Here is a 16066-nt window from a genome sequence, read left to right on the forward strand (position 1 = left end):
TTGCTTAGATTACAGTGTATTCTGTCCTGGCTTCCAGTTCGCCGGGCACAGACCACCTGCTTGCAGGGCTTGCAAAATACGCGTCGTTTCTGTCACGCTGCGGCCTACGTTCATGTCTGTTACCACTTGGTAACGCAGAATGCCGTCTGGATCAATGATGAACAAACCACGGTGAGCGGCACCAGTTTCTTCATCCAACACACCGTAAGCGCGTGCTGTCTCTTTCTTAAAGTCGCTCGCAATCGGGAAGTTGACTTCACCGATTCCGTTTTGGTCGCGCGGTGTTTTGATCCAAGCACGGTGCGTATGTACGCTATCCGTGGACACTCCCAATACTTCACAATCCAAGTCTTCGAACTCTTCCATGTTGTCACTAAACGAAGTTACCTCTGTCGGGCAAACAAACGTGAAGTCGAATGGCCAGAAGAACAAAATCAGCCATTTTCCTTTGTAATCAGCCAGCGTTGCGGGCTCTTCCAGTGTTTCGAGGTTTTTGGTCGTGAGCATGTTAAAGTCAGGTGCCGGTTTTCCTACTTGAAGTTGAACCGTTTGCAATGTTGTCATGATCTATCTCTCCTTTATTTATGGTGTTTGATGAAAATTACTTCGCTGCCTCTTCCAATGCTGCCATTGCTTTTTTGATACGTGTCGGGTTGAAGCCCAAAATTTGCTTTTCACCAATGACTGTCAAGGGAACAGACATCACGCCCAAACGGCTCAGCTCTTGGCCGTACTCTTCCTTTTCATCGATGTTGCGCTCTTCGAAAGAAATGTTTTGTTCTGTCAAATAACCCTTCAATTGCTTGCAGAAGTTGCAATTTGTGCTGGAGTATACGATTGCTTGTGCCATGTTTGATTCTCTCCGTTTCTTCTATTTGTATTGTGGGACAACTTTGGAACGCTTGTTGATGTATTTGTCTACAGCCATGGCAGCAATCGCACCGTCTGCCGCGGCGACTACTGCTTGCTTCACAGCCGTTTTTCGTACTTCACCCGCTCCAAATACGCCTGGAACAGAAGACTGCATAAACTCATCCAGAATCATAAATCCTTCCTCATCGAGGGGTACTTGTCCATCCAAGAAATCGGTCCCCGGCTTGCTGCCCGACAAGAAGATGAAGACACCATCTACGGACAGCGTTTCTTCTGTTCCTTCTGCCGTGCGAACGCGAAGCCCTTCGACGGACTTGTTTCCCATGATTTCCAACGGGCGGGTGCGGAAGCGCATTTCTGTGTTCGGAAGCTCTGGCATTTCTTCTACCCCTTGCAAGTCAGCGCGCGGTATCAGGAAAGTGATCTTGTCCGTAAATTTGGTCAGCGCATGGGCTTCCTCCAATGCTTCCTCCGTATCACCGATAACCGCCACATGCTTGCCTTCGTAAAAGGCTCCGTCGCATGTCGCGCAAGTGCTTACCCCACGTCCGAGCAATTCCTCTTCTCCCGGAAGCATACGGTTACGTCCTTTGGAACCAGTCGCTACAATAACCGCCTTCGCTTCGAAAGTTCCATGAGCCGTGAAGATGCTTTTTTCCTCATCCTCTATATCTACCGCAGATATCGTTGTCTGGATGAATTCTGCACCGAAGCTCTCCGCTTGTCTGCGCATTTTATCCAACAATTCTTTTCCAGTCATCTCGCCTTCCACACCTGGATAATTGGCGATTTTATGTGTCAGGGCAAGCGCCCCTGTACCGGGTGCCTTGTCAATTACGAGTGTCTTTAGATTCCCTCGAGCTGTATAGATGGCTGCCGATGTACCAGCTGGCCCTCCGCCAATGATGATCACATCATACATGAACGGCTCCCCCTTTCCTTATTATCATTTTATAATTATTATCATCTAGGAACAATTATCATTGTACTTGATACAAAATAAAAGTCAATATCTTTTTATAATAATTTTAAATAAGGATTTTCCAATTCGTACATGAAGAAAGTCCGCTTCTCCTTAAAGGCGCGGACTTCACTGATTACGGGAGCCTATACGATTTAGGATGTGCGTAGTAGAGAGAGCAGCTCTTCATATATTCCGGGATTCGCGAAAACGACTTCTTCACCGAATAATTCAGGTGGGATATCAGCAGGAACTACGCCAACGTGACCGGTTACTGCTCCGGCTTCTCGTGCGATGAGACCTGCAGCGGCAACGTCCCACGGTGCCAAGCTTCGATAAGAAATTGCCATTCATCTTTTGTATCCAATATGAGATAAAATGACAGCGGAGGGATCGACATGAACCTGGAACTTAAGCGGCTTTTTGAAGAAGATCAGAATGACCTGCGCACCCTTCACGAGCATCGGAAGGAACGAGACCAAATTAGGAGACAGCGAGTCCAGAAGATGCATGCAGATGGTGAGATGAGAGAAGCGATAGACTTCTTTCATGCCGCACTAATATTCCAGCATGGTGAGACACTTACAGACTGGTATACCGCACATAATTGGGCGAGGGAAGCGGCTCTTCTCGGATATGAGGATGCAAGATGGCTGGCTGCCGTTTCATTAGATCGGTGGCTGGTTCATCAGGGACGACCTGCAAAGTACGGCAATCAACTCATTTCGTTTGGTCCTGTCTATCGGTTTCCTCTCGTAGAAGCTTCAACTACTGACGAAGAACGAATGGAGTGGAAGATTCCACCTTACTATTCTTTACTCGCGTGGGAGAAGGTTAGCGGATTTCCACCCATTCGGCAAAGGATCATTGGACCTCAGATCGCCGGCACGCAAATTGATGTGGTCATTCTGGACAGACCACTCGCCCACAACCCTTTGCTCCCATGTATACCTTGTGGTGTAGACAGCGATAATCGCTCGATCTTGGAAAATGCATACGGCTGGAAGTGGCAGGAACGTGCTGGTGAAATAAGCGCTTGCTGGCTCTCTTTGCCTAAATCCCCAATCTATTCACACATTGTTGCCCATGTGAATGGTATTCGAGTTTATCCCTCTACCTATCAAAACCTACCTGTCGTTTGTGTTGAAAGTAATGGTTTTCTTACCATTTATCTCATCGTAAAAGATAATCTTTGGTCGATCACGAGTCGTAATCTTTCCGATATTCATGGAATCATTCAAGGTTGTTTGTATGAATGATCCCTAGGAACCTCATTACTCCGTATTATTTTACAATTCCGAATTCACCCCTCCTCGTTGACGAAACAAGCGTTTCAGGATAAAGTACCACTAATACTTGAACGCACAAAAGCAAAAAAGCAAGAAAGCACAAAAGCAATAAAGTGCTAGAAAAGCTGCTTACTGCTTCAGCCTCATTCAACAAGGAGTTGCCATCATGAATAAGCCATTATCTTTTTCACAAAGCATTTGGGTGCTTGTCACCGTATTCGGAATCTTGTTTCCCGCCCTTTTCTGGGGCAAAGTCGAGCCGCATATGCCGCTCTTTCTCGCTACGATTGGGGCCGCTACGCTTCTCTTCCTGTTCGGCGTTCCCTGGAAGCAAATGGAGGAAGGCTTGATCAAAGGAATTCAAACGGCTATCGCCCCCATGCTGATTCTTTCCTTAATCGGTATTTTGATCGGGGTCTGGATGATGAGCGGTACCGTTCCGATGATTCTTCACCTCGGCATTTCGATCATCTCGCCGGAGTACTTCACGCTCTCCGCTTTGTTTCTGACGGTGATCGTCTCTACCGTTACAGGAAGTTCTTTTACCACGATTAGTACCATTGGGGTCGCCATGATGGGTGTCTCGACTGCACTCGGACTCGATCCGTTGATTACAGCAGGAGCCATCATTTGCGGAGCATGCTTTGGTGATAAAATGTCGCCGCTCTCTGACACGACCAACTTCGCCGCAGCAATCGCTGGCGTTTCCTTGTCGGAGCACGTCAAGTTCATGTCACGGACAGCTATTCCTGCCCTGGTCATTACCGCTATTTTCTTCGGAATTCAAGGACAAAGTGCCAATGTCAATTTGGACGCGATTCAAGAAATCCAGCTCGCTCTGGAGCAAAACTTCTCGCTTGGCATTTTATCGCTGCTGCCAGCATTCGTCGTCCTTCTATGCTCGGTGTTGCGAAAACCGATTTTGCCTACACTCGTATTCGGGATTCTGAGCGGGATTGTCACTGCTGCTCTGTCGGAAGGGGTTACCTCTCCAGTAGAATGGATGAATGTCATGCAAAAAGGCTTCGTCAGCAATATCGCCAATGAAGCCGTAGCATCGATTGTAGATCGCGGTGGACTGCTGTCCATGACCTGGTCCCTCGCCTTGATTCTGATTGCCTTGTCTTTAGGTGGCATCCTGCAATACAGCGGTGTGTTTCATGCGCTATTTTCAGGCTTCATCAATCGAATCAAACGAGACGCAGAGATGGTCGGACTTGCCGGATCTTCTTCCATTCTCGTCAACCTGCTGACAGGGGAACAATACTTGTCCATCCTGCTCCCTGGCCAGATGTTTCGTGACGCATTTGCGACTCGCGGAATGGCGGCCAGACGACTGTCTCGTACTCTCGAAGACTGCGGGACACTCGTCAACCCACTCATTCCATGGGGCGTAAGCGGTGCATTCTTTACCGCTACCTTGCACGTATCCACAGTGGAATACTTGCCATATGTCATCTACTTGTGGATCTCTCCGCTGCTTACTTTTCTGTTTGCCTTGCGTCAACAGAAAGCTTAGCCAGCTGCGTACACGGTCGTACAGTTTTTTCCTTTGCGCTTGGAGCGGTACAGTGCCTCGTCTGCTGCCCGCTTCAAGCCATCTGCCGTGTTTGCGTCATCGGGGAATCGGGCGATCCCAACACTGACTGCAATCAAAATGCAGCAATCGTCCTGTGTTAATGGACGCAAACGCAAATACTCCCGGATGGCATGTGCTTTCTCCTCCGCCATCTCCTTCGAAGCTCCCGGGCAGAGCAGCATGAATTCATCACCAGCGTAACGGTATATCGTATCCTCTGGTCCTGCCACTTCCTTCATCGCTTCCGCAATTTGCTTAATCAGCGCATCACCTGCATGATGACCGTAATGGTCGTTTACCGCTTTTAAACTATCAGAATCCAGCATGACCAATGCGACAGACGTATCCTCTTCGCTCAGCAGCTTTTCCAAATCGCGATGGAAAGCACGATAGTTCGCGATCCCTGTCAGCTCATCCTGAAACGACATCTGGTACATACGTTCATACAAACGTGCCGTCTCGATAGCACTTGCTACCTGAAAGCCAATGATTTTCAGTAGTTCTTCGTGCTCTTTTTTATAGGCAAACTCGCGATAAGACTGAGCAGATATAACACCTTTGATCTGGTTCCCCAGCATGAGCGGAACGAAAATGCATGTATTCGTATCAATCTCCGGGCTTCCCCAGCGAATCATTTCTGGCTCGCTTGGCTCATCCTTCATCGTCTTGATATGGATCGTTTCCCGTGTATCAATCACTTTGGACACCATCGCTTGCCCATAGGGAATCGTAAGCGGACCATAATTGACCCCATTATCGATACTAATCGGAACTTTGATCTCGCTGTCGCCTTCTTCATAAAAGGCAATAAAGAAAGCATCTGCACGCATGACACGCGAGACCAGCTCGAATGCTTTCCACAAAATTTTGCTTTCCTCAAACGTTTTGGCAAAAATGTGGCTGAGATCGTGCAAAATCTTCATGTGCTCGGAGATCCACATCATTTCGGTAACCTTATTACGCAGCTCCACGATCTGCTTCAGTACCTCTGTATGTAGCGCACTGTCCTGTTCCGACAGCATACTGTCTACCTCACTGGATAGCGCTTCGACCTCGCCAGGCTCCACTTCTTCTATGTTGCCGAGCCATTGGCTATAACGCTCCAACAACTGTCTTGCATACGCTTCTCTAACGTCGTGCTTCTCATGCATGTACAACCCTCCGGCTATTGGGTAGCTTTACGCTTTTTTCTCATGATATCGCTCGATCGCTGCACGGATGGCTTGCAAGACCGCTCCTTGGCCAGGTGCCAAAAAACGTTGTTGAATCGTCTGCGTGATCTCCTGCATGCCATCTGCAACTGTCTTGCCTACCAGCAAGCTCACCAAAAACTCGCTCGTCTTGTCCATGACAAAGGTAAAGCTGGCGTCGCAAATCACTTCGGTGTCTACATCAATGATGAGTACACAACCAACCATGGTAGAAACCTCATACAAGGTAGTTCCTTTAGGGATTTGGGCGAAACCTGCTGTCAGTACCGTGTTTTTATTCATTCAGTAAGACCTCCTAGCTGCTTATCGGTAAGCATACCTCGACTGCCGTTCCATGACCCGGGGTGCTTATCAACCGCAGGGTTCCTCGATGATTCTCGATGATTTTACGACTCACCATCAATCCCAGCCCTGTCCCTGTTTCCTTCGTTGTGAAAAAAGCCTCTCCCAGTCTCGCCAGCTGATGCTCCGGGATTCCTACGCCATTATCTTCAAACCGAATGACGACTCGGTCACCTTCACAACGCAGTCGAATCACAATTTCTCCGTTGCCTGACGTCGCTTCGATCCCATTTTTCAAAAAGTTAATGAAAGCTTGCTTCAACTGATTGTCATCGCAATGGATCATGGGGACTTCCGATTCAAAAACGACCTGAATCATTACTTTTTTCAAAATCGCCTCGGTTTCCAATAAGGTAACCACATGCGAAATCAGATTGGACAGATCGTGTGCTTCAAATGTAGCCGTATGCGGCTTCGCCAAGACCAGCAGCTCCGTGACAATCATCTCGATCCGGGCCAACTCCGAGCTCATGATCGAGAAATACTCTGGCTTTCTCATGCCATCCTTTTGCATTAACTGAACAAAGCCTTTTAGTGATGTAAGCGGATTGCGTATTTCATGAGCGATCCCTGCCGCCAATTGTCCGACCAGCGCGAGCTTTTCCGAGTTTTGCAAAAATTCTTGCGCCCGTTTGCGTTCTGTAATATCCCGTACCAGTATGTAAATCGAGGGCTTGTCCTGAATCAACACGGAAGTTCCACACACCTCTACCTCCGTCCGACTTCCATCCAAACGAATCAGCTCGACCTCAATCGGTGCGACCGTTTCTCCTTCCTCCAACATGCGGAGGAGCCCCTTGATCTTCGGTACATCACGGGGATGAAAAAACGATGGGAATGGATACCATAAGAGCTCGTCAAAACCTGAGGCCCCTACTAATTTCATCCCTACTTGATTCACGTATTGAAGCTCCCCTGCATGATAGATAAATGCACCTTCACCGGAAATATCCAATACTCTGCACTGCTTGGAGCCATAGTTGTCCCCTAGCGAAGCCGGGAGCTTCTGCACCATCGCATAATACCCAATAGACGTGCCTTCCTCACTAAAGGTTCCATATGTAATGTGCACGGGAACACTTGTCCCATCTTTATGACTGAAGGCTGTGTAGAACGGCCTCGGATCGCCGTTCATCGCAAATTGTGTTTGAAGGCGCACCATTTCCTGTTCTTCTGCAACAGCCAGCTTCCAAAATGGGTACCCTTCCCATTCCTCTACGGAGTAACCGTTCAGCACTTGGCAGGCAGGATTGCCTTTAAATACTCTCCCCCATTGATCTAGCAGAAAAGTGGCCTGAATCATTTGATTAAAGAAGGAACGATAGAGATGACCGCTCCTCAGTCCACTATCCAACAAGTTTTTCATCGTGCCCCTCCCTCCTGGGACGAGAAAACGGCTACTCCAAATTACGGAAATAGCCTGCAACGTTCTCAAATCCTATTCTCATCCAATTTTACCCTATTCGTTCTGTTGTTTCCATCCCCCGGAAAATTTAAATGTTCGATTTCTCCAGTAACGCTGCGCTGACACGGAATTGCTCTGCCATTTTTTCGTCTACGGATAAGCCTAGCTGTGTAATTGCCACTACCAGCGCTCCAATGACTGGCGAAACGCTGGGGATGACCGTTGCAAACGAAGCTCTTGCAACCAGCTGTTCCCGAAGCCTTGTACTGGCAGTAAGCAATCCTCCCGCCAGAACGACAGGTAGTGGTTCCTGGATCTTTTTCAAGCAAGCATCCGCCAATTCCAGCAGATCTTCCACAGCCTGCGCGATTAATCCATTCGCCACCTGATCCCCTAGTGTCGCTGCTTGTTCCACGAGCTGGCTTGTTTTCGCCAGCTCCATTCGCGGGTTGCTCCCCCCGTAGATCAGGCTGATCAGCTCATCTGGCCGCCCTACACCATAATGCTCCAAAAACAGTCGCGTCAGTACTGTCGGTTCACCGCGCCCATCATACTCGCGCAATACGGCGATCGCTGCCTTTTTGCCCAAATCAAACCCGCTGCCCTCATCTCCTACCAGGTACCCCCATCCGCCTACGCGGTGCCGCGCTCCCTCTTTTGAAAAAGCACATGCAATCGAGCCTGTACCAGCTAAGAGAACAACTCCCGGTTGTCCCCAAGTCCCAGCGTACAGGGCAGCGACTACATCATTATCAATGAACAGCCGCTCTCCCCACGGATCGGCAAAGGCATGCTGAATCCTATCCTTGATCTGCGGACGGTCTGCACCGCCAAGACCGATAAACAGCCCGGCTACTTCCTCTTCTGTCGCTCCTGCCTTTACTCTCACCGCAGAAATAAGCTGGCGAAGGGTCTCTTCTACATCCTCCCAGCGTCTGGAAAGCGGGTTGGATGACTCCCCGACCACAATCGCCTGTACCTGTCCCGCCTCGTTGCAGATCGCTGCCTTGGTTTTCGTGCCCCCGCCATCGATCCCGATAAACCACTTACCCCCATTACTTGACTGCACCTGCCGTCAACCCCTCCATAAACTGCTTCGATGCCATCAAAAACACGACGATCATCGGTAAAGCAGACAACGTGAGCCCAGCAAACAGCAGGCTCCAATCTGTCTCATACTCGCCAAACAACACCATCATACCTATCGGAATCGTCTTAAGCGCTTCCTCCTGAATGAAAATGAGCGGGAAGAAAAAGTCGTTCCAGGCATGGATGAAATTAATAATGACCACCGTAGCCAATGCCGGGCGAATCAAAGGCAAGAGTACGCGCCAAAACACTTGAAAATGGCTGCACCCATCGATTCGCGCCGCTTCCTCCAGCTCAATCGGCAGCGTCCGGAAGAAACCCGTCAAAATAAAAACCGAAATCGGAATGCCACTCGCCGTATAAATCAAGATCAGCGACCAAAGAGAATTCAAGAGGCCGAGATTCTTCATCAGCAAAAACAAAGGCACGATCCCCAGCTTGATCGGAATCATCAAGCCAATAATGAAAAAGAAATAAAGTGCCCCTGTCCACTTAAAGGAAAAGCGAGACAAGTAAAACGCCGCCATGGATGAAAAGACCGTAATCAACAACACAGACATGGCACTGACGAATACACTGTTCCACAAAAAGTCAGCAAAAGGCACGACTTCCCACAGCTTTTTATACGTATCCAGGCTAAATGCCCTCGGAAGGGAGAGCGGACTTGCAAAAATCTCCATGTTCGTTTTCAACGAAGAAGCGATCATCAGTACGATCGGATATAGCGCGATTAACGCGAATAAATACGCCAGCACATAAGAAACAGCTCTTCCACCCACACTCATTCTCACATCGCATCCTCCTTCCCACTCGCGGCCAGGCGATTAGTGCTGGACTTCTCGCTTACGCATCAAATAGAGTGATAGCGCCGATACAGAGCCGACGATGAAAAACAGCACGACAGCCAAAGCTGAGCCAAGCCCAAGTGTGACATCCCCACCGCCACTGCTAAACGCCATGCGATAAAAATAAACAGCCAGCGTATCCGTCGAATAAAATGGCTCACCCATGGAGCCTTGCATCGCATAGACGAGCTCGAATGCTTCGAACGATTGAATAAAGGTAAAGATCGTCATGATCGTGATCGCTGGCATACACAGCGGCAAAATAATTTTCCACAGCAAGCGCAAGCCCGTCGCCCCATCCAATCTCCCCGCCTCGATCAAATCCTCCGGAATCGACTGAAGCCCCGCGAGAAAAATCAGCATGGCGAATCCAATACCAAACCAGCAGTTAATCAAAATAATCGCAAGAAGCGCTGTATCCGGGTCTCCGAGCCACGGCCTGGCCCACTCCTCAAGCCCAATTTTTGCCAGCAGCGTATTGAGCGCACCATAATTCGGGTTCAAAATTAACTTCCACAAAAACCCAATCACAATAACAGACAGAAGCCTTGGCATGAAATAGGCGATTTTGAGAAAACCGGAACCACGTATTTTGCGATAGATGAGAAAAGCCAGTCCAAAAGCAATCCCATTTTGCACAATCATTTCCACCACAAAGTAAAGGACATTATGACGAAAAGCATTCCAGAACATTTCGTTGAAGGGCTCTATCGTAAACAGCGTAATGAAATTTTGCAGCCCGACAAAAACCCCGCGCTTGATGCCATTCCAATCGTACAAGCTGTATAGAAATGCCGAAAAGATCGGGTACACGACAAACAGCGCGTAAATAACAAGCGCTGGCAGAGGAAACAGATGAATCAGCCAGCGCACTTGCCCCTTTGTTCGGATGTTTTTCCTGTTTACCGTCTCGATGATACCCACCCCTTTATTCGTAAAAATCATCGCGGCCAGTTTGGAATTCGGGGGTGAATCCTTCCATCCACCCCCGAATCCGTCAGCTATTTTCTACTTTTTAAAGGGGGGAAACCAGGTAGCCGCCGACTTTTGTACCTCTTCTACTACCTGCTCTGGGGTGAGCTTACCTAAGTACATACCTTGGAGTGCGTTTTCCAATGTCTGCTTCGTAGTAGGCTTTCCTTCCGCGAAATTGACGACCATCAAATACGGTGTGGCGCTTGATTGTGACAGCTCTGCCATCTTGTTTACCAACGGATCATCAGTGGTTACTCCTGGGACCGCACTGATTCGTTTGAACTGATTTGCGAACAGCTCCCCAAACTTTTTCGTCGCCATGAACTCCATGAATTTCAGTGCTTCTGCTTTATGCTTGGACTTGGCATTGACTGCATAGGAACCATCGACCCATGTGGTAATCACTTGTTTGCCGTCATCCGTTGGCATCGGGAAGAAATCGAGCTGCAAATCAGGATTGAGCTTTTTAATACCTTCCAGCTCAAAGCTGCCATTGATGAACATCGCGGCTTTTTCCGTGGCGAACAGCGTCCGCATATCATTCAATTCGAGACCCACATAATTTTCCGGGAAATAAGGGATGAGCTCTTGCATGCGCTGCACCGATTGGAGGAACTCAGCGCTTTTTAGGTCACTCTCCCCTTTCAATAGCTTGGCGAGATAGTCAGTTCCACTGTAGCTAGCTGGGGCAACCACACCGTGACTGAGCGAGAGGAGCCAGCCTTCTTTTGCACCGAACGAGATCGGGACGACTCCTTTTTCTTTCAATGCTTTGGCAGTGGTGATCAAGTCATTCCAGTTTTTCGGTTCCTTTAGGCCATGTTGCTCGAAGATTTTCTTGTTGTAGTAAAATTGCGTGGAGTTAAGAGAGAGTGGGACACCATAGACTTTGCCATCTTTGCCTGTGGCGGCTGCAAGGACGTCTTTGGGGATGGTAGAAATACCTGGCACATTGTCGAGGGGCTCCAGATGTCCCGCTTCTGCCAGGCTAATACCCGGCGCATAAGGCCGCAGCTGCAAAATATCTGGACCGCTGTCACTTTGGAGCGCTGTGTTGAGGATCGTATTGTACTCCGTAGCTTTGAACGGTTTGAAGTCGATTTTGATAGTCGGATTTTCTGCTTCAAAAGCCTTGATGATCGCCTTGTAGCCCTCCGTGTCTTCTACACGCCAGCTGTGCATGGAGAGTGTAACCTGCTGCCCTCCTCCTTGGCCATTACCAGACTCTGTGCTAGTCCCACCTCCGCTACAGCCAGCCATGACCATAACTGCCGCCAATACGATCGAAGCTACATTGCGAAAACGAAATTGCTTCATGCGAAACCCTCCCCCTTTTTCTTCTATCAGGTCTGCAAAAGCTGGGCCGTGACAGCATCATGCAAAATCGGGCGCAATTGCCGAAGCTGATGATGGCGGCCTAGATGAACGACATTGGTGAGAAAAATGACAGCAAACTCTTGCTCCGGGTCTATCCACATACTCGTTCCAGTAAAGCCCGTATGTCCGAAGCTATGAGGGTGGAACCCACTTCCACAGCTTAGTGTGGTTGATGCTTGATTGAGCTCCCAGCCGTACCCTCTACTCCCGCCAGCCTGCTTTGTCTGGTTGCGAATCGCCTGTTCGTACCATTCGCTCGCAAGGATTCGGGGCTCTTGGTACAACCAGCTCTTTGCGTATCGGCACAGGTCGTCAGCAGTGGAAAATAGTCCGGCATGTCCAGCGACCCCTCCCATCGCAAATGCTTTTTCATCATGAACCTCGCCTGTCATGTACGTGTTCGTGAGGGTACAAAATTCAGTAGACGCAATATTCCGATAAATTTGTCGATTAGGACGGTAAACCGTCTTCTTCATTCCCAATGGGGTGAAAATGCGCCGGTCAACAAATTGATCCAAGCGCTCTCCCGTCATTCGCTCGATGAGGAGTCCCAGCCAGATCATCCCCAAATCACTGTAAACCACCTGAGTTCCTGGTTCGTGGGTCAATTCCTGCGCGTACAACAGCTCTGGCAAATCGATCTCGCTGTCGCGACTTCTTTCTGCCAAATCTGCTGGCATTCCTGAGGTATGCGCAAGCAGCTGCGCTAGCGTGATCCTCTTTTTATCTGCTGGACAATCAGGAAAAAATCGGCCAATCTGATCATCTAGCGCTACCACCCCCTCCTGTACGAGCAAGAGAACAGCAGGCAGCGTCGCCGTCACTTTGGTGAGCGACGCCAGGTCAAACATGGTATCTGGCGTCACCGGCTGGTCTTTGGCGATACTCGTCGTTCCGACATCACATGCATACCAGATACGACGATCACGCACGATTCGCAAAGCAGCTCCCGGTATCAAGCCGTTGTCCACCCACCCTTGCAAAAGCAGCTCCAGATCGTCCATGTCTTCCCTCCCTTCTCCTACGTCGATGAGCGTTTCGTCCGACTGACGGCAAGCCTTGATTTTTCCAACAAAGGAATGACTTGTTCTTGCATCCTGCTGATCATGGTAATAAACAAAATATCGATGACATTTAATTGGGCAATACGCGAGGCCATCGCTCCGCTTCGAATGCTTTTTTCTACAGAGCTGGTGAATAAGCGAATATTCGCTAGTTCTGCTACTGGCGAGGGTCCGAATTTGGTCAGTGTAATGATGGTCGCCCCCTGCTGCTTGGCCTCCGTCAACGATTGAATAATGTCCTCGGTCTGTCCTGAATAGGATATGCCGATGACCACATCTTTTTCCGTCAACGTGACGGCAGACGTCAATTGGGCGTGAAAATCCGAGTACGCCTCGCACCAGAGGTTAATCCGCGAGAATTTTTGCCGGATATCGTCAGCAATGACTGCAGATGCACCCACGCCGTAGACATCAATCTTTCTCGCCACCGACAACACGTCGACCGCTTTCTTCACTTCTTCATTGGACAAGACGGAGAGTGTATCCTGGATAGATTGAATATTGTTCCAGCTAACCGCTTGCATGATCGACTCGACAGAGCCCTCCATCATAATTTCCTGATAGCTGCCCATCGCTGTCTGTTTCGTCAAATCTCCCGCGATGCGCAGCTTTAGCTCCTGATATCCCTTCATATTAAGAGAGCGGGCCAAACGGATAATCGTCGCCTCGGAAACTCCACTTAATTCCGCCAATTTTTGTACAGACAGCTTCACTACATCTTCAGGGTGAGCCAAGATAAAATCAGCGACTTTTCGCTCCGAAGGCTTTAATTGATCCAATATCGCTTGCAGGCTGACTAGCCCTCCATTTAACATATGTGACACCGCTTTCTTCCCCCAAATCTTATCTACATTTTATGTAGCATTATTTCCCTCGTCAATTGTTATCTAATAAACAATATTTCAAGAGTTTGAAGATAATCACTACTCGCATGATTTCTTCTATATTTTTCTAGTAATTTCCCCCTTGACTTTGCCGCGACGTCAAGCTTTACGCTTGCAGCGCTACGAATCTAAAAATGCGTGTTCAAAAAGTTGGCTTTTCAGCACCGAGGAGATGGCGAGAACCGAACGAGGGTAAAAGGAGGATTTTTCCATGAAAACGCTATTGATTAAAGACTGCACGATTTTGACGATGATCGAGGGAGACAAGGCATTTGTCGGGGACATTTTGATCGTGGATGGTCGAATCTCCAAAATCGGACCTTCCCTCACAGAAGAAGCAGACCGTGTCATACACGCCAAAGACATGGTAGCAATGCCCGGCCTCATCAACGCTCACAATCATGCCAGCATGTCGTTGCTCCGTGCTTTTTCCGATGACCTCAAGCTGATGGATTGGTTGGACAAAAAGATGCTGCCCGCTGAAGCGCGAATGACAAAAGAAGATGTTTACTGGGGGACGACGCTCGGGATCGCGGAAATGATTGCTTCTGGCACGACCGCGTTTGCCGATATGTATGTGCACATGGATGCCGTCGCCCAAGCGGTACTGGATTCTGGGATACGCGCTTCCTTGACCCGTGGCATGCTCTTCCTCGAGGATGATGGAGGACGCCGAATGGCAGAAGCCTTGGACCTCATCGACAACTGGACGGGGGCTGGCGATGGCAGAATCACGACGATGCTCGGTCCACACGCTCCTTATACGTGTCCACCACAGCCTTTGCAAGGTGTCGTCGAGCTCGCACGCCAGCGTCATATCCCGCTTCACATCCATCTGGCTGAAACCATTGAGGAAGTGGAGAAAATCCGAACCAAGTACAACCAAACCCCCACTGAGTACTTGCACGAGCTGGGGATGTTCCAGGACACGCATGTTTTGCTCGCCCACGCCGTTCATTTGAATGAGTCTGATGTTGCGCTACTTGGCGGGATGAGAGGCGGCGTCGCCCATAATCCTGTCAGCAACCTGAAGCTCGGCTGCGGCATCGCCCCTGTCATCGAGCTGATCGCTGGTGGAGTCACCGTTGGGATGGGAACGGATGGCGCCGGTAGTGCTACGACTCTGGATATGTTTGCCGAGATCAAAGCAGCGACCTGGATGCAAAAGCTAAAGCATGGTGATCCGACGGTACTGCCAGCCGAAGCCGCCTTGCGCATGGCGACGATCGAAAGTGCGAAGCTGCTCGGGATCGATCACGAGGTTGGAACCTTGGAAGCAGGGAAGAGAGCTGATCTCATCCTCATCGATCTGGACAAACCACACCTTCAGCCTGTTCATGACATACCAGCCCTGCTCGCTTACAGCGTGACAGGAGCCGATGTAGATACTACCATCGTTAACGGTGAAATTTTGATGCATCATCGCCAATTCCAAACCCTCAACTGGGCGGAAGTTAAGCGAGAATCATCACAGCGAGCGAGCCGACTGGTCGAGGGCCTGTAGTCTCTTTTCAGGATCATAGATTGAGCACGCAGAATGCGACGGCGAGACACATGGCAAATACGCTCCACATCAAAAAAGGAATGAGTAGGGAAGATGCTATTTTGTGGTGTGGACGGATGGCGCGAATCAGCACCCAGGTCGAATACATCACCAGGATCGAATCAAGCGCTGCCAACACTATCAGATGGTACCCGATAAACAACACGAAAAAAAGTTGATGAAAAAACCAATTGATTCCATATAGAAGCAAAAGCTCCCTGTTTATCTGTTTCGTGCGTATCAGGATCAGTACCGACCACGCTATGAGTACGTACAAAATGAGCCAGATGATACGAAACAAGTAGATTGGCGGTGTTCCATCGGGCTTGGCAAGAGAATCATACCAGGCACCACCGTCTGGAAAAGCGATACCACCCAGTGAATAGAGGACCACTCCCGCAAGAAATAGAAGAATATTGTGCACCAATCTCATCCAGGCAGTCACCCTTTCCGCTTCTTTCGCTACTTTCTCTTCTATATCTATGAGTGGTCGTACCCTTTTCATGCTAGTTTCAGAGATTTCTTAAAAAATTCTTGGTGCGATGCTGTAGGGGTGGGGAGGAAACAGGAGAAAACGCTCAGCTTCTTGTCCCACCCGCTGGAGGATTGACTGCCCGACTCCATGAAAA

17 protein-coding genes are annotated in these 16066 nt (G+C 49.2%); 3 read left to right on the forward strand and 14 right to left on the reverse strand.

Annotated features, from left to right (window positions below; translation table 11 throughout):
- Positions 1-9: 9 nt before the first annotated feature.
- The 4 genes from AB1L17_RS19770 to AB1L17_RS19785 form a co-directional block, all read right to left on the reverse strand.
- Positions 10-564 (reverse strand): peroxiredoxin, encoded by a 555-nt coding sequence (locus AB1L17_RS19770; RefSeq protein ID WP_412846728.1) that lies wholly within the window; start codon positions 562-564, stop codon positions 10-12.
- 37 nt (positions 565-601) lie between these two features.
- Positions 602-850, reverse strand: a complete 249-nt coding sequence (locus tag AB1L17_RS19775) for a glutaredoxin family protein (protein ID WP_412846727.1) — start codon at positions 848-850, stop codon at positions 602-604.
- Between the two features lie 21 nt (positions 851-871).
- The gene (locus AB1L17_RS19780; protein ID WP_412846726.1) at positions 872-1795 is read right to left on the reverse strand and encodes an NAD(P)/FAD-dependent oxidoreductase; all 924 of its coding nucleotides are present in this window, start codon (positions 1793-1795) and stop codon (positions 872-874) included.
- Between the two features lie 194 nt (positions 1796-1989).
- Entirely contained in the window at positions 1990-2184 is a 195-nt protein-coding gene (locus AB1L17_RS19785) for a hypothetical protein (RefSeq protein WP_412846725.1), read from the reverse strand.
- 48 nt (positions 2185-2232) lie between these two features.
- Between AB1L17_RS19785 and AB1L17_RS19790 the strand changes: the two genes are divergently transcribed.
- Both AB1L17_RS19790 and nhaC read left to right on the forward strand, forming a co-directional pair.
- A complete protein-coding gene (locus AB1L17_RS19790; protein ID WP_412846724.1) occupies positions 2233-3093 on the forward strand; it encodes a DUF6624 domain-containing protein in 861 nt (286 codons plus the stop codon).
- Between the two features lie 196 nt (positions 3094-3289).
- Positions 3290-4642: a Na+/H+ antiporter NhaC gene (gene nhaC, locus AB1L17_RS19795; protein WP_412846723.1), complete on the forward strand. Its 1353-nt coding sequence runs from the start codon at positions 3290-3292 to the stop codon at positions 4640-4642.
- On the opposite strand, the gene AB1L17_RS19800 is transcribed toward nhaC, so the two are convergent.
- The 9 genes from AB1L17_RS19800 to AB1L17_RS19840 form a co-directional block, all read right to left on the reverse strand.
- The gene (locus AB1L17_RS19800; RefSeq protein ID WP_412846722.1) at positions 4639-5853 is read right to left on the reverse strand and encodes a sensor domain-containing diguanylate cyclase; all 1215 of its coding nucleotides are present in this window, start codon (positions 5851-5853) and stop codon (positions 4639-4641) included. The two genes, nhaC and AB1L17_RS19800, sit on opposite strands and share 4 nt — an antisense overlap.
- Positions 5854-5880: 27 nt before the next feature.
- On the reverse strand, positions 5881-6195 hold the full coding sequence (locus tag AB1L17_RS19805) for a DUF3870 domain-containing protein (RefSeq protein ID WP_412846721.1): 315 nt from the start codon (positions 6193-6195) through the stop codon (positions 5881-5883).
- Positions 6196-6208: 13 nt separating this feature from the next.
- Positions 6209-7621, reverse strand: coding sequence for an ATP-binding protein (locus AB1L17_RS19810; protein ID WP_412846720.1), 1413 nt, complete (start codon positions 7619-7621; stop codon positions 6209-6211).
- Between the two features lie 127 nt (positions 7622-7748).
- Positions 7749-8729, reverse strand: a complete 981-nt coding sequence (locus AB1L17_RS19815; RefSeq protein ID WP_412846718.1) for an N-acetylglucosamine kinase — start codon at positions 8727-8729, stop codon at positions 7749-7751.
- Complete coding sequence (locus tag AB1L17_RS19820; protein ID WP_412846716.1) at positions 8716-9540, reverse strand: carbohydrate ABC transporter permease; 825 nt, start codon at positions 9538-9540, stop codon at positions 8716-8718. The genes AB1L17_RS19815 and AB1L17_RS19820 overlap by 14 nt, the downstream gene beginning before the upstream one ends.
- Before the next feature lie 33 nt (positions 9541-9573).
- Positions 9574-10539, reverse strand: coding sequence for a carbohydrate ABC transporter permease (locus tag AB1L17_RS19825; RefSeq protein ID WP_412846715.1), 966 nt, complete (start codon positions 10537-10539; stop codon positions 9574-9576).
- 63 nt (positions 10540-10602) lie between these two features.
- Positions 10603-11886, reverse strand: coding sequence for an ABC transporter substrate-binding protein (locus AB1L17_RS19830; RefSeq protein ID WP_412846714.1), 1284 nt, complete (start codon positions 11884-11886; stop codon positions 10603-10605).
- A 26-nt stretch (positions 11887-11912) separates the two neighbouring features.
- Complete coding sequence (locus AB1L17_RS19835; RefSeq protein WP_412846713.1) at positions 11913-12950, reverse strand: serine hydrolase domain-containing protein; 1038 nt, start codon at positions 12948-12950, stop codon at positions 11913-11915.
- Between the two features lie 17 nt (positions 12951-12967).
- Positions 12968-13825 carry a MurR/RpiR family transcriptional regulator gene (locus AB1L17_RS19840; RefSeq protein WP_486599183.1) on the reverse strand — a complete coding sequence of 286 codons (858 nt, stop codon included), beginning with the start codon at positions 13823-13825 and terminating at the stop codon, positions 12968-12970.
- Positions 13826-14105: 280 nt separating this feature from the next.
- Here AB1L17_RS19840 and AB1L17_RS19845 point away from each other — a divergent pair, with 280 nt between their 5' ends.
- Complete coding sequence (locus AB1L17_RS19845) at positions 14106-15398, forward strand: amidohydrolase (RefSeq protein ID WP_412846711.1); 1293 nt, start codon at positions 14106-14108, stop codon at positions 15396-15398.
- Positions 15399-15411: 13 nt separating this feature from the next.
- Here the strand turns inward: AB1L17_RS19845 and AB1L17_RS19850 are convergent, their stop codons facing one another.
- On the reverse strand, positions 15412-15870 hold the full coding sequence (locus AB1L17_RS19850) for a TspO/MBR family protein (RefSeq protein WP_412846709.1): 459 nt from the start codon (positions 15868-15870) through the stop codon (positions 15412-15414).
- Positions 15871-16066 lie beyond the last annotated feature (196 nt).

It is taken from the genome of Brevibacillus jepli, from assembly GCF_047229145.1.
Taxonomy (GTDB): domain Bacteria; phylum Bacillota; class Bacilli; order Brevibacillales; family Brevibacillaceae; genus Brevibacillus.